This window comes from Tessaracoccus yangjingae (assembly GCF_054483935.1).
This window is the reverse complement of the sequence record NZ_CM137014.1, coordinates 1981457-2001466: the sequence shown is the minus strand read 5'-3', so window position 1 is coordinate 2001466 and position 20010 is coordinate 1981457. Positions and strand designations below refer to the sequence as shown.

Genomic DNA, 20010 nt, shown 5'->3' with positions numbered 1-20010 from the left:
CCTGGCACCCCCTGCTTTGTCATGACGAGGGGTGAGTCCATAGTGAATCATGGCGACTTTCGCGGACACAGCAGCTATCAACCTCCGCCTCGGCCTGCTCGGTCTTCCGCTCCCCTCTGAGGGTGCGGCCGGGCGCGCAGTGGACCTGGTGAGGCCCATCCTGGCCCGCCAGCGGGAGCTCAACAGGCGCCTCGCCCACCGGCTCCCCGCCGTCGACACCCGGGTCCAGAACTTCCTCGACACCTACCTCGAGGGCACCGGGACCCGGCCGTGCCTGCCGCGCCAGACGCTGGTCCTGGACCAGGCCGGCCTCGCCCGCGACATGTCACTTCCCGTCGACGGCGACACGTTCACCTCCGACCTGCTGACCAGCTACCGCCTCGTCAACGGAATCCTGCACAACCCGGCCAACGACCGCCGCACCACCAAGGGCGTCTTCCACATCGCCGAGGGCGGCCTGCCGATCCAGGACGACAAGATCGCGGTGCCGAGGGAGACCTTCGGGCGGCTCATGGAGCAGGCGTTCCAGCCGCCGGACGAGGCGATGGTGTTGCCCTACACCTCGAACCACCCTGACCGGCCGAGGTGCTGGGTGTCCCTGCTGCTGCGGCCGATCGTGGTTCCGGCGGTGCCCGGCTACACCGTCGAGCGCCGGATGGAGACCCGCTTCATCGCGCCCGCCACGATGATGGCCAACCTCGACTTCGTCGAGGGGATCTTCGGCAACGGCGGCGACCCATACCTTCCGGAGAACGACGCGTCGCTGAACCCCGAGACCTGGACCGGGCACACCGGCCTCGTGGTCCTCGCCCCCCATCTGACGCGGCTCACCAAGAAGGAGCTCGGGCTTCCGCACTTCGACGAGGCCACCGACCGCCAACGCCGCGACGGCATGTGCTGGCGCACAGAGGACGAGCGCTACAACAACGGTTCGGCGTTCAAGGCGTGCGCCCGCGACGAGCGTGGCGTGATCGTCACCGTGATCGCGGACAACTACTTCGGCTACTGCAAGAAGGAGGTCAAGGCCCAGATCAGCTACTCGGCGAACCTCCTCGGGCTGGTCGAGGAGGAGCACTCCGGCGGCGCCATCACCTTCCCCCGCTACAACCTCGGCCAGACCTACACCCACACGTACTGGGATCCCTCCTACCGCTTCGACGACGTCATCGCACGCGACCCCGACCGGTTCGAGCGCCGGCCCGAGGGCCACGCCGTCGACCTCGAACAGCGCCACATCGTGCTGGTGCCAGGGACCGCGACCTTCTCCCTCCGCGACAGCACCATCACGTGGACCGTCGACGGCGTCCCCCAGACCATCGCCCTGCGTGCCGAGACCCACTACGTGCTGCCGGACGGCTACGTGGTGGAGCTGGCCCACATCGAGGCCGACGGCGACCAGTGGACCCTCCTGGGCACCTCCCCCGTCGCCACCTCGTGCCACAAGCCGGCCACCGTCTCCGGCGGCGGCAAGTCCGAGATCTCGAAGTCCATCACCGACGCGTTCGTGTTCGGCAACGCCTACATCGCGGACTTCGCCGACGACATGGCGCAGGTGGCGGCCATCGTCGACCGCGACTTCACCGACCGGTTCCGCGACTCCTCCGCCGTCGACCCGAGGCCCCTCCTCTCGGATGCGCGGTCCGTGGGCAGCGTGATCAAGCTCCTCACCCCCAGCCCCGACTTCACCGACGGCTACAACGCCTGGGTGGAGTCCATCCCGCACCACATCAAGGAGCTCGTCTTCGTCGTCAAGCGGTTCTACCGCCCCGAATGGGGCTCCGACTGGGCCTCGCACTTCTCCGTCGGCCGGATCAACGGCCGCGCGGGTCACGCGCTGCGCCTGGACGGCGACAAGATCACCGTCAACATGCTGCGGGTCGGCTTCGCGCCGGACGGCTCATGGCGGCTGTTCGGGCTGCGGCACGACTTCCACCCCGCGGCCAAGGTCCAGACCGAGGACGACATCACCGCGAGCATCGTCGTGCCGGGCGACGTGGCCGGCCGCGAGGACGGGCTGTCGCGCAAGTTCGTGACCAACTGCGAGCAGCTCCTGTTCCAGCGGCCCGACGACGCCATCCACCGCGGCTACGACAAGCAGGCCGAGTACGACATCGCGCACGGCGCCTTCCTCAGCAACTTCGAGCCCCTGACGACGGCCGACGCCCGCGACCTCGTCAACGACGCCATCGCCTTCTCCCGGTTCTCCAAGCCCATCCAGAAGCTGATCCGCAAGGTGGCCAAGGGGGGTCCGGGCGTGCCCGGGTACTTCGTCTCCTCTGCACACCCCCGCCTCATCAACGGGGCGCGGTCGAAGAACCCGCGCTATCTCCAGGTCCGCCAGGACCTCGCGCGCCCCCGCGGTACCGCGTTGGCGGAGATGGTGGCGCGGCTGCATCGCCGACTGCCGATGCGGGCGCCGCTGCGTCTGCCCGTCGACGTGGTCGCGGCCGGCCGGCGCAACAACGCGGCCGAGGACGGCGTTCCCCCGCTCTGCGCCTACGCTCCCCTCCACTACATGGAGCTGCCGGAGCTGTTCATGGAGTTCATCTCGTCGATGACCGGCAAGTCGCCGTCCACAACGGGCGCCGGCTCCGAGGGCGCCATGACGAAGGGCCCCTTCAACGCGCTCCCCTCGGTGATCGACCTCAACGCGGCCTTCCTGTCGTTCGCCCTCACCGGCTACGACGGCTGGCTTTCGAGCGCGGGGGTCATCGGCCCCAACGTGCGGGTCGACCACGACATCTCGCTGCTGGTGCCGGAGGTGTTCTCCAGGATGACCCCGGACGAGCGCAGCGCCGCGGCACTGATCGCCGAGGGCGCCCTGGAGCGGGTGCCCGACTTCGAGCACGACGGCGAGACGATCGAGGCGAGCCGGCTCGGCTACCGGATGACCTCGAAGTTCCAGTCGAAGTACTTCGGCCGGATCTTCATGCACCCCCACGTCGTGTTCTCGGAGAACATGCTGAAGCCCGAACTCCAGGATGTGGAGGCCTACGTCGAGTCGGTCCGCACCATCGTGACCACCCACAAGCGGGTCGCCCAGTCCTACATCGACGACGGCACCATCGCGCTGGCCGTCCCGCCCATCCGAGCACTTCTGGAGATCATGGCCACCGGCGTGTCCGACGGCATGACGCTGGCTGACGAGAGGTTCAGGCGGCTGTTCGACCGGGACGAGGTCCTCAACTCCGACTGGTACCGGGCGCGGCTCGAGTCGCAGTGCGCCTCGGACGCCACCCACCAGCGCAACGCGGTGGCGTCGATGACCAGGTTCGTGGAGGAGCCCACCAACGCCGCCGCCGCTGAGCGGCTGGGCATCCGGTCTCGGATCGAGGCGATGCAGGCGGGGCTGGAGGCCTCCACCAGCCCCGACGCGGCCGACCGGCTGAGCGGCACCCTGGGGCGTCAGGTCACCTGGCAGCTGCGGTAGGCACGAGGCCCTCGACGAGTTCGTGCGTGAGCTCGTCGAGGGTCGCGATCACCCTCGTCCGGGCCAGCAGTTCGGGCGCGGGCGGGTGGAAGTGCGGGGGGACGGCGATCACCGTCATGCCCGCCGCCAGGGCTGACAGCAGGCCGTTGGGTGCGTCTTCGACGGCGATGCTGCGCAGCGGGTGGGCGCCGAGCAGCTCGCAGGCCCGCAGGTAACCGTCGGGCGCCGGCTTGCCCCGCTCCACCTCCTCCGTGGACACGGTCGCGGCAAGGACATCGGCCAACCCGAGCGCCTCCACCGCCGCGTCGATCAGCGTCCGGGGCGACGAGCTGGCGATGGCCACGGGGTACCGCTCGGCCATCCGCCGCACGGCCTCGACGGCCCCAGGCAGGACCGTGATGCCCGTGCGGTAGTGGGCTGCCATGGCCTCCACCGTCGACTGCGCGGCGCGTTCCGGGGTGACGGGCAGCCCGACGGTCTCGACGAGGAAGGTGCTCCACTCCCTGGTGCTCATGCCCATCATCGCCTGGGTGGCGCCGTCGGGCCAGGGCAGTCCGGCGTCGGTGGCCAGCTGGCGACGCACCACGTCCCAGGTGGCCTCCGTGTCGGTCAGGGTCCCGTCCATGTCGAAGACGACGGCGTCTGGCAGCATTTCGCACTCCTCGGGGGTGGGGTGCTGGCCAGCCTACCGGTGGGGTAGGGTGTGGCCGTTGGCAGGTGAATCCGGTGTGATCCCGGAACTGTCGCGCAACCGTGATCCCACTGGTGGGGAGTCGGACCGCCCGTCAACGCGAGAAGGATGTTCACTTCCGTCGCGACCAGCGGAGAGGCCTTGGCCGACGGACCTAACGGATAGAGGTCCACATGTCCCCCACCCCGTCGACTCGGCGACTGGCCATCCCCGCCGCCCTCCTGCTCGCGGTCGGCCTGGCCACCTGGGCGCCCACCGCCTCTGCGGAGGTCACCGCCTCGGAGTGCGTGGAGGCCGGTAATGTCTGGGTCCACGTCGAGATCGAGGACGAGTACACCGGCGCCTGCGCCACGGAGTTCTCCACCGGCACCGAGGCCATGATCAGCAGCGGTCTCGCCGAGGACCAGGGGAACTGGGTTCAGACCATCGCCGAAGTGACGGCTGAAGACCCGGAGTGGTGGAGCCTCTGGACCTCGGTCCCTGAGAGCGACGGCGCGTTGAGCGAGTGGGAGTTCTCTCAGGTCGGCATCGCGGACCTGGAGCCGGAAGCGGGCAGCGTCATCGGCTGGCGCCTCCTGCCCGACTGGAACCTCGAGGCCGAGGCCCCCATGTTCAACCCCGCAGCCGAATCGGATGAGGCCCCGGAGGGCGAGACCCCCCTCGAGGAGACCGACGACGACACTTCCGCAACCCCCCAGCCCGAGGACGACTCCGCTCCTGCCCCCGGCCTGCCCAGCACCGGCAACTGACCCGATGTCCCGACGCCTCGGTTCCCTGGCCTCGGCTGCGGCTCTCGCCGTGGCCGGGGTGTGGTTCCTCGCACCCCAGGCCGGCGCCGAGGTGTCGGACGGGCACTGCAGCACGGCCACCGGTGTGACGGTGGTGGTGGACTTCCAGGAGTTGGGAGGTGGCACCGTCGTGCGCTGCGTCGAGGACGTCGAGGCGGGCACCACCGGGCTCCAGGTCCTGCGCCTGGCGGGCCTGTCACCCGAGGGCACCATCAAGGAGGGCCCCTCCTTCGTATGCAGGATTGCCGGACGCCCGAGCGCCACCGAGACGCTGCCGGTCACCGGCACCGACGGGTACCGGGAGAGCTGCGTCCAGGCGGCGCCAGACACGGCGTTCTGGTCCTACTGGCACGCCGACAACGGCGGCTCCTGGGCATTCTCGAACTACGGGGCGTCCGCGCGGGAAGTGATCCCCGGCGGCTACGAGGGATGGTCGTTCTCCCTCAACAACACCGGCTCCAGCAACCCGGCTCCGGGTGTGACCCCCGCCCACGACGTTGCGAAGCCCACCCCCAGCGCCAAGCCGACCACCCCACCTCCCCCCACGGCTCAGCCTGCGCCCACCGCCAAGCCGAGCACCACCAAGGCGACCCCCTCCCCCACCCGCTCGTCCACCGCGCCGACCACCCTCAACCCGGCCGCCAGCTCCACCGCCGCCGCGCCACCCAGCGCCACCCCGTCGGCGCCGCCGAGCGCCTCGCCGTCAGCGTCCGCGGCCTTGGGCACCTCGTCGGCGACGGCTGCTGCCGACACCCCGACGGCTGAGCCCGACGCGGTGTCCCCCTCGGCCCCGCCGGCCGCCCCACCTGTGGCCGCGCTGCCGCCCTCCGGCGTCCCGACCGGAACGCTCATGGGTGCCGGCGCCGTCGTCGCGTTGGGAGTCGGCGGCGGTGTGGTGTGGTGGCGCCGTCGCGGGCTCTGATGCTCCGGCGCGCACTCCCCCGGCAGCTCCACCCCTTCGCCTGGTGGGCCTACGCGCTCACGCTCACCGTCGCGGCGTCCTCGACGACAAACCCCCTGCTCCTGCTGGCCCTGATCGGTGTCGCCTGCCTGGTGACGATGTCACGCCGCGGTGACACGCCCTGGGCGCGGTCCTTCTCCCTGTACCTGTGGCTGGCCCTCTTCATCGTGGTCCTTCGCGTGGCGTTCAGGGTGCTCTTCGGCGGCGGCGACGGCCCGACCATCCTGTTCACCCTTCCCCAGATCCCGCTGCCCTCATGGGTGCAGGGGATTCGCCTGTTGGGACCGGTGTCGCTGGAGTCCCTCCTGGCTGGCCTCTACGACGGGTTGCGCCTGGCCACGATCGTCGTGTGCATCGGCGCCGCCAACGCCCTGGCCAACCCGAAGAAGCTGCTGGCCAGCCTCCCCGGCGCCCTCTACGAGCTGGGCACCGTCATGGTCGTGGCCGTCAGCGCGTTGCCGCAGCTGGGAGAGTCGCTGCAGCGGGTGATGCGGGCTCGCAGACTCCGCCGGACGCCTGCGCGGCGGACGCGGCGAGACCGCCTCCGCGCCGTCGAGACCATCATCGTGCCGGTGCTCTCCGATGCGCTGGAGCGCTCGCTTGCGCTGGCGGCGTCCATGGACGTGCGCGGCTATGGGCGTGCCGGGCTCGCCACCAGGGGCGGGCGCTACCTGTCGGCAGGCCTCGGCCTGCTGGGGATGATGCTGCTGGCCGTGTGGTCCTTCCGCTTCCTCGCGGCGGCGCCCGAGCCGACCGTGCTCGGCATCCCCCTGGTCTCCGTCGCGTTAGTCGGCGGTGGCATCGCGTGCGCTGTCTCGGCCCTGCGGATCTCCGGGTCCACCGTCCATCGGACCCAGTACCGGCCCATCCGATGGAGGCTGGCCGAGAGCGCGACTGTCGGCTGCGGCCTCGCCGCGGCGGGCATCGTCGGATGGATCGCAGCCCGGGGCAACGCCGCCGTGCTCTACCCCTCCATCATCCCGTTCGTGTGGCCGACGCTGACTCCGCTCCTCGTCGTCGCGCTGACCATCGCCGCGCTGCCCGCCTTCTTCACCCCTGCACCCGTCGCCGCGAGGACCCCGACATGATCCGATTCGAGGACATCTCATTCCGCTACGCCGGCAACGACACCCTCCGCCTGCTCGGCGCGTCCTTCCGGATCGAGGAGGGCGAGCTGTGCCTCGCCGTCGGTCCCACGGGGAGCGGGAAGTCCACCCTGCTCGGCTGCATCAACAACCTCGTCCCACGGTTCACCGGCGGCGTCCGGACGGGCCGGATCCTGATCGACGGCCGCGACACCACCATGCTCCAGCCCCGCGAGCTCGCCACGACGGTGGGCTACGTGGGCCAGGATCCGCTGGCTGGATTCGTCACCGACACCGTCGAGGACGAGATCGCCTACTCGATGGAACAACTCGGCTTCGCCCAGGCCGATATGCGACGACGGGTGGAGGAGACCCTCGATCTGCTCGGCATCGCGGACCTCCGCCACCGCGCGCTGCGGACGCTGTCCGGGGGGCAACAGCAGAGAGTGGCGATAGGCAGCGTCCTGGCCGCGTCACCGAGGGTTCTGGTGCTCGACGAGCCCACCTCTGCGCTCGACCCCATCGCCGCCGAGGAGGTCCTGGCCACCATCAGCCGCCTCGTCCGCGACCTCGGCACCACGGTGGTGATCGCCGAGCACCGGATGGAACGCGTCATCGAGTTCGCCGACACCGTCCTGCTGGTGGGAGACACGGTCCTCCACGGCCCCACCCGTGAGGTTCTCGCCCACGCCCCGATCCGCCCGCCGTTGGTGGAGCTGGGCGCTGAGCTCGGATGGACCCCGCTCCCGCTCACCATCCGCGAGGGCCGACGCGCGACCGCAGAGCAGCGACGGGCCTGGGTGGAGGTGCCGCCGACGCTTCCCTCCGCTCCGGCGCACTCGGGCCCGGCCCTGTCCGGTCACGGCGTGGTGGTCCGCTACGGCGCGAAGGTGGCGGTGGCCGACGTGGACCTCACGCTCCACGCGGGCGAGGTCACGGCCCTCATGGGCAGGAACGGATGCGGGAAGTCCAGCCTGCTCTGGGCGCTGCATGGCGCCGGGCGCCGCGAAGCCGGCACGGTGCGGCTCAGCGATGACGCACGGGTTGCCCTGGTGCCGCAGACACCGGCCGATCTGCTCTACCTCACCACAGTCGAGGCGGAGTGTGCCGCCAGCGATGACAGCTCCGGCCTCCGCGCGGGCTCCACGCTGGCGTTGCTCAGGCGTCTGGTCCCGACGATCGACGCCTCGGCCCATCCACGGGATCTGTCTGAGGGACAGAAGCTGGCGGTGGTCCTCGCCGTGGAGCTGGCCGGCGACCCGCCCGTCGTGCTGCTCGACGAGCCGACGCGCGGCCTCGACTACGCGGCGAAGGCCGTGCTCACCGACATCGTCGAGTCCATGGCGGCGGCGGGACGGGCGGTACTCATCGCCACCCACGACGTGGAGATGGTTGCTCAGACCTGCTCACGCGTGGTGGTCATGGCCGAGGGCGAGATCGTCTCCGACGGGCCCACGCGCGACGTGCTTGCCGGGTCGGCGCTCCTGGCCACCCAGGTGGCGAAACTGGCCAACCCCACCCCGGTGCTCACGGTGAAGGAGTACCTCGATGCCGCCACGTGACCCCACCCTGGCCGTTCCCGCCCCGATCGTTGGCGTGCAGCTGGGCCCCCGGACCTGGGCGGTGATCCTCGCCTCGTCCCTGCTCGGGCTCTTCGCCCTCGGCTGGCCACTGCTCATCCCCGCCGTCGGCGTCGCTCCGGAGCACTCGGGCGACGCACCGTTCGTGTTCGCCGCCCTGCTCCCGATCGTCCTCCTTCTGGTCGTCGCGCAGTTGAGCGAGGGAGGACTGGACGCCAGGTCCCTGGCCGTTCTGGGGGTTCTGTCGGCCGTCAACGCGGCCATCCGTCCCGCCCTGGGCGCCGGCACCGCCGGGGTGGAGTCTGTGTTCTTCCTCCTCGTGCTGGCAGGGCGGGCATTCGGGCCAGGTTTCGGGTATCTCCTGGGCTTCACCTCGATGTTCGCCTCGGCGCTGCTGACGGCGGGGGTCGGGCCCTGGCTCCCCTTCCAGATGCTGTGTTCCGCGTGGGTCGGCCTCGCTGCTGGATTGCTTCCCAGGCGGGTGACGGGCAAGGCGGAGATCGGCATGCTCATCGCGCTGGGCATCCTGGCGGCCTACGCCTACGGCGCCCTGATGAACATGTGGTTCTGGCCGTTCATCAGCGGCATCGGCATGGAGGGCGCGGGGGGCAGCCTCGACTACGTGCCAGGTGCTCCCATCAGTGAGAACCTGGTGCGTTTCGGCTGGTTCACCCTCATCACGTCGACGGCCAGTTGGGACACGGGGCGCGCCATCACGACATCGTTGGCGCTGCTCATCGTCGGGCGTCCCGTGCTCACGGTGCTGCGCCGGGCGTCCGGGATGGCGCGAGTCGTTGCCCCGGAGGCGGGGTCCCCCCTTCTGGCCGCGAGCGCGGACCCCGGTGATACGCTCAGCGGGCAGGCCCTGAACCCGGTGCGATCCCGGGACTGACGCGCAACCGTTACTCCGTTCGGAGGAGTCGGACCAGGGTCGGCTGATCATCTCCGATCATCCGCCCGTGGGCGGCGACGCGAAAGGATCTCATGAGAGTCCATCTGCGCCTGGTGGCGCTCCCCCTCATCCTCGGCCTCGTGGCCGGATCGGCTGCGCTCCTCCCCGCCCCCGCCCGGGCGGACACCAGCGACCTTCCCAAGGCCGCGCCGGCGATGACCTGGCTGGCGAACCAGACCAACTCCGCCGGGCTGCTCGAGTCGAGCGCCGGGTACGGCGACGTAGGGCTGACGCTGGACGCCGTCCTTGCCGGCGCCGCGGCCGGCGCGCCCCAGGCGACCATGGACCGGTGGATGGACGGCGTGGCCGCGGCGATCCAGCCGAAGGTGATCTTCGACAACGGGTCGGGCACGCTCACCAGGGACACGGGCACCATCGCCAAGGCCCTCCTCGCTCTCGCGGTCACACGCCGCAGCACCACCTCCTTCGGCGGCATCAACCCCCGCTCCCTGACGGAGGAGGCACTCACCCAGGGCGCAGAGCCGGGCTGGGCCGGTGCCCCTGCCCAACCCACCGGCACCAACGCGTTCGGACAGGCGTACGCGATGCTCGGCCTGGCCCGCACGGGGGCGCTCGATCCGGCAACTGTCGGATTCGTCGCCGCCAAGCAGTGCGCCGACGGCGGATTTCCGATGTTCTTCTCCGCCGGGAAGACGTGCGCGGCAGCCGGGTCCTCCTCGGACCCCGACGGCACCGCCATCATGATCATGGCCCTGCGTGCCGCACAGGCCGAAGGCATCGCCGCCGCCACGACGCCACTGACCGATGCGGTGAGCTACCTCACCGCGGTCCAGGAGACCAACGGATCGTTCCGCTCGGCCAGGGTGGTCGCCGGACAGGACCCCCCGCAGAACTCCAACACCTCGGGTCTGGCGGCCGCGGCCCTCGCAGACCTCCGCTCCGACGCCGTGGCCGACGTGCGCACATGGATGGCCACCATGCAGCTGACCACCGGCGCCGACGCGGGCGCGATCGCCCACACCGCCGTGGACAAGACAAAGGCGATCACGGCCGCCTCGCGTGGGGTGTGGGTCCGGGCGACCACGCAGGGCGTCCTGGCCTTCGCACCCGTCGACTTCTCCACGCTCACGCCCTTCAGCGTGTACACGCGACCCGGCACGCACACCTTCAACGGGCGCCAGTGGCGCACGCGCTGCGAGCCGTACTCCCAGACCACACGCTGCTTCACCGACATCTGGGCCAGCCAGGTGCGCCAGGAGAACGGCCGCTTCGTCCTGGTGAACGGCTGGACATTCAACAATCTGTCCTACCTCCCGTCGCCCCGCTCGCTGTGGGCGGCGAACAACCTCGCCAACGCCGCGCCGGGTACGTCGAAGACCTGGACAGCCGAGAACGGGCGGCTGTGGAAGACCGAGTGCGACACCGCGGTGACCGGCCGCAATGGCTGCCGCGCCTACATCTGGGGCAGCTTCATCGCGAACGTGGCCCCCGCCGGGCAGCCTCCCCGCTACCAGTGGAAGCAGGACTGGGTGTTCAACAACCTGGTCTACTTCTCCTGATTCACCCGCCCGCTCTCCTCACCCGTCCGGGAAGCCGGAACGTTCCACCCTCGCCGTCGGCGAGCCACCCGGATTCCACCAGCTCCCACGCGTTGGACAGCACGTCCAGCATCGTCTGACCCGTCCGGGCGGCCAGCTCGGCGGCCGTGACCTCCTCCTTGCTGCGCACCGCCTCGCGGATCTCCCGCAGATGAGGCGCGAGCGTGTCGATGGGGCGGCGCCCACCGCGACCGGTGGGCTCAGGGAGGGACCCGATCGGGGCCAGCAAGGCGCTGACCTCCTGCCCGCTGCTCACCAGCACGGCCTCGCCGTCGCGGATCAGGCGGTGCGGCGTGGCAGACAGCGACGACGTGATGGGCCCCGGCACCGCCATCACCGGGCGCCCCATGGCCAACGCCCAGGACGCGGTGTTCTTCGCGCCCGACCGGCTCGACGCCTCCACCACCACCACCGCCTTCGCCAGGGCGGCGATCATCCGGTTGCGGGCCAGGAACGCATACCTGGTGGGCCGGTGACCGGGTGGCAGCTCGGAGACCAGTGCTCCACTCCGGCTGACCGCGTCGGCCAGCCTGGAGTTGGCCGAGGGGTACGGGTCGTCCAGCCCGCTCGCGACGACCGCCAGCGTGAGCCCGCCCACCCCCAGGGCACCGCGGTGTGCCGCGGCGTCTATCCCGAAGGCCAGGCCCGAGACCACGGGCGTCCCGGACGACGCGAGGTCCGCGGCCAGTGTGACGGCCGCCTGCTCCCCGTACGACGTGCACGCCCGTGCCCCCACCACGGCGACGCCTCCCGCCAGTCCGTCGAGCGGCTCTCCTTTCACCCACAGCCCCAGCGGTGCGCCGGTCTGGCTCGAGACCACCGCCCCTGCCAGGTCCCACAACGCCGCCGGCCACTCCTCGTCCACCGGGGTGAGGAACCGTGCGCCGCAGGTCCCGGTGTCCCGCTCGACGGCACCGAGGTCCACGGCCGCAGCCTTGCGCGACAGCGGCCCACCCTCCGGGTCCGCCAGGAGTCCGCGCCACACGTCCACGGCCCCGAACTCCTCCACCGCTGCCACCAGGGGGGCCGAGCCCATCGTCGCCAGCGCGCACAGACCCATGCGCGCCTCACGGTCCGTGACCGTCATGCCGCCCCCCTCCGCTGCTCGCCCTGCCTGAGGTGCAGGGCCGCGCGCAGTTCGCGCTCGCCGATCGCGTCCTGCCCGGCCAGATCAGCCAGCGTCCACGCCAGCCTGATCACCTTGTCCACCCCTCGTGCGCTGATCAGGCCTCGTTGCAGCGCGGTGTTGAGCACCCCGAGATCCTCCGGGAGGCTGAGCTGCTGCCTGAGGTAGGAGCCCGGCACCTCGCCGTTGGTGGCCCAGGGCGTGCCCGCAAGGCGACGCCTCTGCCTGTCACGCGCCTCCACCACCCTGGCCAGCACCGTGGCGCTGGACTCGGAGGCGTCGGCCGCGACGTCCAGGAGCACCCGGTTGACGGTGGCCATCTGGTGCTTGATGTCGATCCGGTCCAGGATGGGCCCGCTCAACCGCTCCTGGTACTTCCGCACCCGGACGGGTTCGCAGCGACACTCCAGCCCTGCCACCCCGTGATTGCCGCACGGACACGGGTTCGCTGCCATGACCAACTGGAATCGGGCCGGGAACCTGGTGCTGTGCCGGGCCCGGCTGACGGTGATGGTCCCGTCCTCCAGCGGTGTGCGCAGCGCGTCGAGCTTGGAGCCGAAATCCGGGCACTCGTCGAGGAACAGCACCCCCCGGTGGGCCAGGGAGATGGCGCCGGGCTTGAGCTCGGCGGTCCCCCCACCGACCAGCGCCGCCGGGGTAGCCGAGTGGTGGGGATCCGAGTAGGGCGGCCGGACGATCAGGCCGGTCAGCTCACGCCCTGCCAACGAGTGGATGGCAGACACCTCGACGGCCTCGTCCTCGGCGAGATCAGGGAGGATGGACGGAAGCCGCGACGCCAGCATGGTCTTGCCAACGCCCGGAGCGCCGTGCAGAAAGAGGTGGTGCCGGCCCGCCGCGGCCACCTCCAGCGCGAACTTCCCGTCCTCGTGGCCGACCACGTCCGCCAGATCCGGCGTGAACGCCGCCGGCTGTTCCAGGGGCGGTGACGATGACGGCGCGGCCTCCGTGGGGTTGAAGACGGGCTTGCCCTCCAGCAGGTCCACCACCTCCGCGAGGCGACCGGCCCCCCAGACAGTGATGCCTGGAACGAGGGATGCCTCCGCCTGCTGCCCCGCGGGGACGATCGCCCGCTCGAATCCCGCCCGGGCGGCCGCCAGCATGGCCGGCAGCACGCCACGCACCTTGCGGATGCGTCCGTCCAGGCTCAACTCTCCGATCAGAACGGTGCGGGTGTCCGAGACCAGCTCCATCTGCTCCTCGGCGATGAGGGCCGCCACCGCGATGGCCAGATCGAAGTGGGTGCCGGCCTTGGGCAGGCTGGCCGGCGACAGGTTGATGGTGACCAGGCCGGGCGGCCAGGACAGGCCGGTGGCCAGGACCGCGGCCCTCACCCTGGCCTTGGCCTCGCTCAGCGATGCGTCCGGAAGCCCGACGAGCTGAACCCGTGGGAGGCCACCCCCCTTGGCTGCCTCCACCTCGACAGGGAAGCCGTCGATCCCTGACAGCGCAACGGACCACACCCGCCGGCCTACCACTCGTCGATCCCCCGGGCATAGGTGAACTGGCACTCGCCGCCCCGTGGCCATAGCACCCCGACGGCGTCCACCCTGATCAGCCGGGGCCGCAGCCCGGACTGTCTGACATAGAGCGCCGCCAGCCGGCGTAGCCGACAGGCCTTGGCGTAGGTGATGGTCTCCAGTGGGGCACCGTAACGCAGACCCGCCCGGGACTTGACCTCCACCACCACGAGAGTGCTGCCGTCGGGTTCCAGGGCCACGATGTCGATCTCGCCCTCGCGGCACCGCCAGTTTCTCTCCACGACGCGCCACCCACGCGCTTCCAGGAACTCGACCGCCCGGTCTTCACCCCGACGGCCGAGTGCTTGCGTTGGGCTCTCCATCGCCACCACCTCCGATCACCTTGATCGGAAACGCGACGCCCTATCTCCCGTTGTCCACAGGAAGACGGGTCACTGGTTCTCGGGCACCTGAAGATCCGAGTGCGCGATCTCCTCGATCGACACGTCGCGGAAGGTCAACACCTTGGCCGACTTCACGAACCGTGCAGGCCGGTACATGTCCCAGACCCAGGCATCCCCCATGGACACCTCGTAGTAGACATCGCCACCCTCGGTCCGGACCTTGAGATCCACGACGTTGCACAGGTAGAAGCGCCGCTCCGTCTCCACCGCGTAGGTGAAGATCCCCACCACGTCCTTGTACTCGCGGTACAGGTCAAGCTCGAGCTTGCTCTCGTATTGCTCTAGGTCTTCGGCGCTCATGGTCCCATCACTCTAGCCGTTCGTGCCACGTTGTCGAAGCACCACCTGTGGATCTCCGACGGGCCGTGCTCGTCGAGAGCCGCCTGGTGCAGCGCCGTGCAGTAACCCTTGTGGATCGCGAAACCGTAGGCCGGGTACGTGGGATCGTGCGCGACCATGATGCGGTCGCGGGTGACCTTGGCGACGATGGAGGCCGCGCTCACGCAGGCCGCCACCTTGTCCCCCTTCCACATCGCCAGTCCGGGCACGCCCAATCCGTCGACGGCGAACCCGTCCGTGAGGACGAAGTTGGGCGCCACGTCGAGCCGCCCCACCGCCCTGCGCAGCCCCTGGAGATCTGCCTGGTGCATGCCCAGGCGGTCGCACTCGTCGGCCTCGACCACCGCCACCGCCACCGCGACGGCCCGGCGCATGATCAGGTCGTGCAGGCGCTCCCGCGTGGCCTCGCCGAGCACCTTGGAGTCGTCCAGGCCTGCGATCGGACGATTCGGATCGAGGATGACGGCGGCGGCCACCAAAGGACCCGCGCACGCGCCGCGGCCGGCCTCGTCGGCGCCGGCCACCGGGCCCAGCCCTGCCCGCACCAGTGCCCGCTCGTACCCGTAGGCGCCTCGCCCGAGACGGATCATCAGCAGCCAGGCTCCACGTGGATGAGGTCCGGGTCCTCGGGTGCGGGACCGTCGGCAACCGGCACGTCGAGGAAGGTCCGCGGGAGCGTGAACGTCGCCAGCCTGTCCAAGGGCGCGACGATGGCGACGGCCGCACCCACCACGTTCGAGACCGGGACGAACGCCCGCTCCCCCGGTGTCTGGGACACCTCCGCCAGGCGGCATCGCGAGTCCGCGGACGCGTTGCGGTGATCACCCATCACGAACAGCCGGTCCGCGGGGACAACGATGTCGAAGGGCACCGTCACCGGCGCAACCTGGATCCCACTCTCGCTGTAGAGGTACGACGTCTCGTCCAGGACCGATCCGTTGACCTCGATCTTCCCGTCCTCCGTGCTGCGCACATGGTCTCCCGGCATCCCGATGACCCTCTTGATGAGGTGCTCGGTGCCGGAGTTGGGCAGCACGCCGACGAACTCCAGGGCGATCTTGACGGGATTGGTCGACGGCACGCTCGGGGCGAGCCACTCGCCGGGGTCTTCGAAGACCACGACGTCGCCGCGCTGGAATCCCCCGAACTTGGCCACGAGCACCCGGTCGTTGACCTGCAGGGTGTTCTCCATGGAGCCGGAAGGGATCACGAACATCTGGCCGACGAAGGTGCGCAGGAGGGTGGCGATGACGATCGCCCCGACGAGGATGAGTACGCCCTCGGTGAGCCACCCCAGCAGGCGTGCCCCGAAACTCCGGGTTCCCGGCCGGGCATCATCGGTCGGGTTCGTCGTCGGTTCCACAGATCAGTCCTTCAGTGGCATGGGCGTAGCGCTCCCCTGAGCATACCGCGACCCCACACCGGGGCCGGACGCGAGGAACCGCCGGCGGCCCAGGGCCACCGGCGGTTCGTGAAGTGCGCGGAGCGAGGCGCTCAGTAGCGCTTCTCCTTGATCTTGGCGGCCTTGCCGCGCAGGCCGCGGAGGTAATACAGCTTGGCGCGACGCACGTCACCGCGACGCTCGACCTCGATCTTCTCGATGATGGGGCTGTGCAGCGGGAAGGTGCGCTCGACACCGACGCCGAAGCTCACCTTGCGGACCGTGAAGGCCTCCTGCACGCCACCCGCGTTGCGGGCGATGACGACGCCCGCGAACACCTGGACGCGGGAGCGGGTGCCCTCGACGACCTTGACGTGGACCTTGACCGAATCGCCGGCGCGGAACTCCGGGATGTCGTCGCGGAGCGAGGCCTTGTTGATCTCCTGGATCAGCTGGTTGGTCATTTCCTAACCCTTCCGTCAGTGCCACAGGTCACCGCGGTTCGCATCGACCGGACCGCCTCAGACAGTCCCCCAGTGGCAGGAGCTGCGACGAACCCGGGCTGCCCGAGTGCGGGCAACGACTAGTCATTATGGCAGAGGGAGACGAGGGGCACGAAATCGAGGCCGGGGCACCGTCGGGCAACGCCCCGGCCGACAAAGAGGGCCCCTGGGACCAAGTCCCAGGGGCCCCCTCAGTGGCGGATCAGATCTTGCCGTCCTTCTTGAACAGCGCAGAGATGAGGTCCCTGTTGAGCTGCGAGATCGACTCCAGCGGGATGCCCTTCGGGCAGACCGCTGCGCATTCGCCGATGTTGGTGCAGTTGCCGAAGCCCTCTTCGTCGTGCTGCGCCACCATCGACTTCACGCGACGGTACCGCTCGGGCTGGCCCTGCGGCAGCATGGCCAGGTGCGTGATCTTCGCCGCCGTGAAGAGCATGGCGGAGGAGTTCGGGCAGGCGGCGACGCAGGCGCCGCAGCCGATGCACGTGGCGTTGTCGAAGGCGACGTCGGCCTCCCGCTTGGGGGCGGGGGTGGCGTGCGCGTCCGGGGCCGATCCGGTGTTCGACGAGATGAACCCGCCGGCCTGGATGATCCGGTCGAACGCGGTGCGGTCCACGGCGAGGTCCTTGAGCACCGGGAAGGCGCCCGCCCGCCACGGCTCGATGTCGATGGTGGCCCCATCGGCGAACGAACGCATGTGCAACTGGCAGGTGGTGGTGCGGACACCCTCAGGGGCGCCGTGCGCGACGCCGTTGATGACGACGCCACACATGCCGCAGATGCCCTCGCGGCAGTCGTGGTCGAAGGCCACCGGCTCCTCGTTGCGCTCCGTGAGGTTCTCGTTGAGCAGATCAAGCATCTCCAGGAAGGACATGTCGTCGGACACGCCGTCCAGGTCGTACTCGACCATCCGGCCGGCTGCACCGGGGCCGGCCTGACGCCAGATACGTAGCTTGAGCTTCACTTGTAACTCCGTTGCTTCAGTTCGATTGCCTTGTAGATCAGCGGCTCACGGTGCAGCACGGGCTTGCCGCCCTCGCCACCCCACTCCCAGGCGCCGACGTAGAGGAACTCGTCGTCGTGACGCAGCGCCTCACCCTCCTCGGTCTGGGACTCGCCGCGGAAGTGACCACCGCAGGACTCGCGTCGGTGCAGGGCGTCCACGCACATGAGCTCGCCGAGCTCGAAGAAGTCCGCAACGCGACCCGCGCGCTCGAGCGCCTGGTTGAAGTCCTCGTTCACGCCGGTGACGCGCACGTTCTTCCAGTAATCGGCCTTGAGCTCCCGGATGAGGCCGATGGCCTTCTTCAGCCCGGCATCCGTGCGGTACATGCCGCAGTACTCCCACATGATGTGGCCGAGTTCCTTGTGGTACGAGTCGACCGAGCGGGTGCCCTGGATGGACAGCAGCGTGTCGATCCGCGCCTGAGCCGATTCCCTGGCCTCGACGACCGCAGGGTGATCGTCGGCCACCTTCTCGAACGGGGCGTCGGCCAGGTAGTCGTTGATCGTGTTCGGCAGGACGAAGTAGCCGTCCGCGAGGCCCTGCATGAGCGCCGAGGCGCCCAGGCGGTTGGCGCCGTGATCGGAGAAGTTGGCCTCACCGGTCACGTACAGGCCGGTGATCGACGACTGCAGGTCGTAGTCGACCCAGAGGCCGCCCATGGTGTAGTGCACCGCGGGGTAGATGCGCATGGGGGTCTCGTACGGGTTCTCGCCAGTGATCTGCGCGTACATGTCGAACAGGTTGCCGTACTTGTTCTCGACAGTCTTCTGCCCCATGCGGTTGATGGCATCGGAGAAGTCGAGGTACACGCCGCGACGGACCTGACGCTCGGTGCCGTCCGAATCGCGCTCGGTGACCGCCGGGCCCACGCCGCGACCCTCGTCGCACATGTTCTTGGCCTGCCGCGACGCGATGTCGCGGGGAACCAGGTTGCCGAAGGCCGGGTAGATGCGCTCCAGGTAGTAGTCGCGATCCTCCTCGGCGATCTGGCGGGGATCCTTGGCGCAGTCCTCGGCCCGCTTCGGCACCCAGATCCGGCCGTCGTTGCGCAGCGACTCAGACATCAGCGTGAGCTTCGACTGGGTGTCGCCGTGCACCGGGATGCAGGTGGGGTGGATCTGCGTGTAGCAGGGGTTGGCGAAGTAGGCGCCCTTGCGGTGCGCACGCCACGTGGCGGTCACGTTGCAGCCCATGGCGTTGGTGGAGAGGAAGAACACGTTGCCGTATCCGCCGGTGGCGAGCACGACGGCGTCCGCGGTCCAGGTCTCGACCTTGCCGTTGATCATGTTGCGCGTCACGATGCCGCGGGCACGACCGTCGACGATGATGATCTCGACCATCTCGTGGCGGGCGTACATCTTCACGGTGCCGGCCGCGATCTGGCGCTCCAGCTGCTGGTAGACGCCGATCAGCAGCTGCTGACCGGTCTGGCCGCGGGCGTAGAAGGTGCGCTGCACCTGCACGCCGCCGAACGAGCGGGTGTCGAGCAGGCCGCCGTACTCGCGGGCGAAGGGGACGCCCTGGGCGACGCACTGGTCGATGATGTTGGCCGACACCTCTGCCAGGCGGTAGACGTTGGTCTCGCGGGCGCGGTAGTCGCCGCCCTTGACCGTGTCGTAGAACAGGCGGTGCGTGGAGTCGTTGTCGTTGCGGTAGTTCTTCGCCGCGTTGATGCCGCCCTGGGCCGCGATCGAGTGCGCGCGACGGGGGCTGTCCTGGTAGCAGAAGTTGAGGACGTTGTAGCCGGCCTCGCCCAGTGTCGCGGCGGCCGCGCCGCCGGCCAGGCCGGTGCCGACGATGATGACGCTCAGCTTGCGACGGTTGGCCGGGTTGACCAGGCGGGCCTGGAACTGACGCGTCTTCCACACCTTGTCGATGTCGACGCCGCGGGGGGCCTTGGTGTCGGCGATGTCGGCGCCGTCGACCCAGTACTGGTCGGCGACCGGGGGGGTCGTGGTGGTTGCAGTCATCAGATACCAACTCCAAACAGGACGGCCAGAGGCATGATCATGAAGCCGATGAACAGGACCACGGCCACGATGATGGCCAGCAGGTTGAGCAGCGAGGCCGCCTTGGCGCTCGTGTTTCCACCCAGGGTCGTGAACGCGCTCCAGAAGCCGTGACGGACGTGCATGCAGATGAGCACCATGCACACGGCGTACAGAACCACCATCCACCACAGCTCGAACGCGGCCAGCACCATGGTGTGGGGCTCGTCGCCCGTACCGCCGCTGACGGAACCGGGGACGATGGTGAACTGGATGAGGTGGAAGATCAGGAAGGCCGCGACGATGATGCCGCCCCAGCGCATGGTGCGCGAGGAGTAGGTCTGGACCTTCTTCTGGCTGTTGACGTACTTGCTGCCGCGGTTCCGGCGCGTCTCCATCGAGAGCGTGTACGCGGACCAGATGTGCAGGATCACGGAGAGGACAAGGGCCGACCGGAAGATCCAGATGAACCAGCCGGCCGGGAGGATCGGATAGAGGATCCCACCGTCTTCGGTGGTTCCCTTCAGCCAATGGGCGTAATGATCGAAGGCCTCGGGACCGAGGAACATCTTCAGATTGCCGTACATGTGCACGAGGAGGAAGGCGATCATGATCAAGCCGGTCACTGCCATGATGACCTTCTTGACGACCGTGCTTCGCAACGCCCGTTGATGAATGG

General features: G+C 69.6%; 18 protein-coding genes. 7 read left to right on the top strand and 11 right to left on the bottom strand.

The window, feature by feature from the left end; genetic code table 11:
* Window positions 1-49: 49 nt before the first annotated feature.
* Window positions 50-3430: a PPi-type phosphoenolpyruvate carboxykinase family protein gene (locus tag ACX1D3_RS08775; protein ID WP_458993571.1), complete on the top strand. Its 3381-nt coding sequence runs from the start codon at window positions 50-52 to the stop codon at window positions 3428-3430.
* Here ACX1D3_RS08775 and ACX1D3_RS08770 read toward each other — a convergent pair.
* Entirely contained in the window at window positions 3411-4082 is a 672-nt protein-coding gene (locus ACX1D3_RS08770) for an HAD family hydrolase (protein ID WP_458993570.1), read from the bottom strand. The two genes, ACX1D3_RS08775 and ACX1D3_RS08770, sit on opposite strands and share 20 nt — an antisense overlap.
* A gap of 212 nt (window positions 4083-4294) precedes the next feature.
* Between ACX1D3_RS08770 and ACX1D3_RS08765 the strand changes: the two genes are divergently transcribed.
* The 6 genes from ACX1D3_RS08765 (at window position 4295) to ACX1D3_RS08740 (ending at window position 11007) form a co-directional block, all read left to right on the top strand.
* Entirely contained in the window at window positions 4295-4870 is a 576-nt protein-coding gene (locus ACX1D3_RS08765; RefSeq protein ID WP_458993569.1) for a hypothetical protein, read from the top strand.
* Between the two features lie 4 nt (window positions 4871-4874).
* Entirely contained in the window at window positions 4875-5831 is a 957-nt protein-coding gene (locus ACX1D3_RS08760; protein ID WP_458993568.1) for a hypothetical protein, read from the top strand.
* Window positions 5831-6958 carry an energy-coupling factor transporter transmembrane component T gene (locus tag ACX1D3_RS08755; RefSeq protein WP_458993567.1) on the top strand — a complete coding sequence of 376 codons (1128 nt, stop codon included), beginning with the start codon at window positions 5831-5833 and terminating at the stop codon, window positions 6956-6958. The genes ACX1D3_RS08760 and ACX1D3_RS08755 overlap by 1 nt, the downstream gene beginning before the upstream one ends.
* The gene (locus ACX1D3_RS08750; RefSeq protein WP_458993566.1) at window positions 6955-8517 is read left to right on the top strand and encodes an ABC transporter ATP-binding protein; all 1563 of its coding nucleotides are present in this window, start codon (window positions 6955-6957) and stop codon (window positions 8515-8517) included. The genes ACX1D3_RS08755 and ACX1D3_RS08750 overlap by 4 nt, the downstream gene beginning before the upstream one ends.
* On the top strand, window positions 8504-9427 hold the full coding sequence (locus ACX1D3_RS08745) for an ECF transporter S component (protein WP_458993565.1): 924 nt from the start codon (window positions 8504-8506) through the stop codon (window positions 9425-9427). Before ACX1D3_RS08750 ends, ACX1D3_RS08745 begins: the two co-directional genes overlap by 14 nt.
* A gap of 92 nt (window positions 9428-9519) precedes the next feature.
* Window positions 9520-11007 carry a hypothetical protein gene (locus ACX1D3_RS08740; RefSeq protein ID WP_458993564.1) on the top strand — a complete coding sequence of 496 codons (1488 nt, stop codon included), beginning with the start codon at window positions 9520-9522 and terminating at the stop codon, window positions 11005-11007.
* Window position 11008: 1 nt separating this feature from the next.
* Here the strand turns inward: ACX1D3_RS08740 and dprA are convergent, their stop codons facing one another.
* The 10 genes from dprA to ACX1D3_RS08690 all read right to left on the bottom strand — a co-directional run bounded on the left by dprA (window position 11009) and on the right by ACX1D3_RS08690 (window position 19963).
* A complete protein-coding gene (gene dprA / locus ACX1D3_RS08735) occupies window positions 11009-12133 on the bottom strand; it encodes a DNA-processing protein DprA (RefSeq protein ID WP_458993563.1) in 1125 nt (374 codons plus the stop codon).
* Complete coding sequence (locus tag ACX1D3_RS08730; RefSeq protein WP_458993562.1) at window positions 12130-13668, bottom strand: YifB family Mg chelatase-like AAA ATPase; 1539 nt, start codon at window positions 13666-13668, stop codon at window positions 12130-12132. Before ACX1D3_RS08730 ends, dprA begins: the two co-directional genes overlap by 4 nt.
* A complete protein-coding gene (locus tag ACX1D3_RS08725; protein ID WP_458993561.1) occupies window positions 13662-14033 on the bottom strand; it encodes a YraN family protein in 372 nt (123 codons plus the stop codon). The genes ACX1D3_RS08730 and ACX1D3_RS08725 overlap by 7 nt, the downstream gene beginning before the upstream one ends.
* Before the next feature lie 69 nt (window positions 14034-14102).
* The gene (locus ACX1D3_RS08720) at window positions 14103-14414 is read right to left on the bottom strand and encodes a DUF2469 domain-containing protein (RefSeq protein WP_458993560.1); all 312 of its coding nucleotides are present in this window, start codon (window positions 14412-14414) and stop codon (window positions 14103-14105) included.
* Complete coding sequence (locus tag ACX1D3_RS08715) at window positions 14411-15043, bottom strand: ribonuclease HII (RefSeq protein ID WP_458993559.1); 633 nt, start codon at window positions 15041-15043, stop codon at window positions 14411-14413. Before ACX1D3_RS08715 ends, ACX1D3_RS08720 begins: the two co-directional genes overlap by 4 nt.
* Complete coding sequence (gene lepB, locus ACX1D3_RS08710; RefSeq protein ID WP_458993558.1) at window positions 15043-15816, bottom strand: signal peptidase I; 774 nt, start codon at window positions 15814-15816, stop codon at window positions 15043-15045. Before lepB ends, ACX1D3_RS08715 begins: the two co-directional genes overlap by 1 nt.
* A gap of 131 nt (window positions 15817-15947) precedes the next feature.
* The gene (rplS, locus tag ACX1D3_RS08705; RefSeq protein ID WP_458993557.1) at window positions 15948-16298 is read right to left on the bottom strand and encodes a 50S ribosomal protein L19; all 351 of its coding nucleotides are present in this window, start codon (window positions 16296-16298) and stop codon (window positions 15948-15950) included.
* A gap of 241 nt (window positions 16299-16539) precedes the next feature.
* Window positions 16540-17301 carry a succinate dehydrogenase/fumarate reductase iron-sulfur subunit gene (locus tag ACX1D3_RS08700; protein ID WP_458993556.1) on the bottom strand — a complete coding sequence of 254 codons (762 nt, stop codon included), beginning with the start codon at window positions 17299-17301 and terminating at the stop codon, window positions 16540-16542.
* Window positions 17298-19313 (bottom strand): fumarate reductase/succinate dehydrogenase flavoprotein subunit, encoded by a 2016-nt coding sequence (locus ACX1D3_RS08695; RefSeq protein WP_458993555.1) that lies wholly within the window; start codon window positions 19311-19313, stop codon window positions 17298-17300. Before ACX1D3_RS08695 ends, ACX1D3_RS08700 begins: the two co-directional genes overlap by 4 nt.
* Entirely contained in the window at window positions 19313-19963 is a 651-nt protein-coding gene (locus tag ACX1D3_RS08690) for a succinate dehydrogenase cytochrome b subunit (RefSeq protein WP_458993554.1), read from the bottom strand. The genes ACX1D3_RS08695 and ACX1D3_RS08690 overlap by 1 nt, the downstream gene beginning before the upstream one ends.
* Between the last annotated feature and the right edge of the window lie 47 nt (window positions 19964-20010).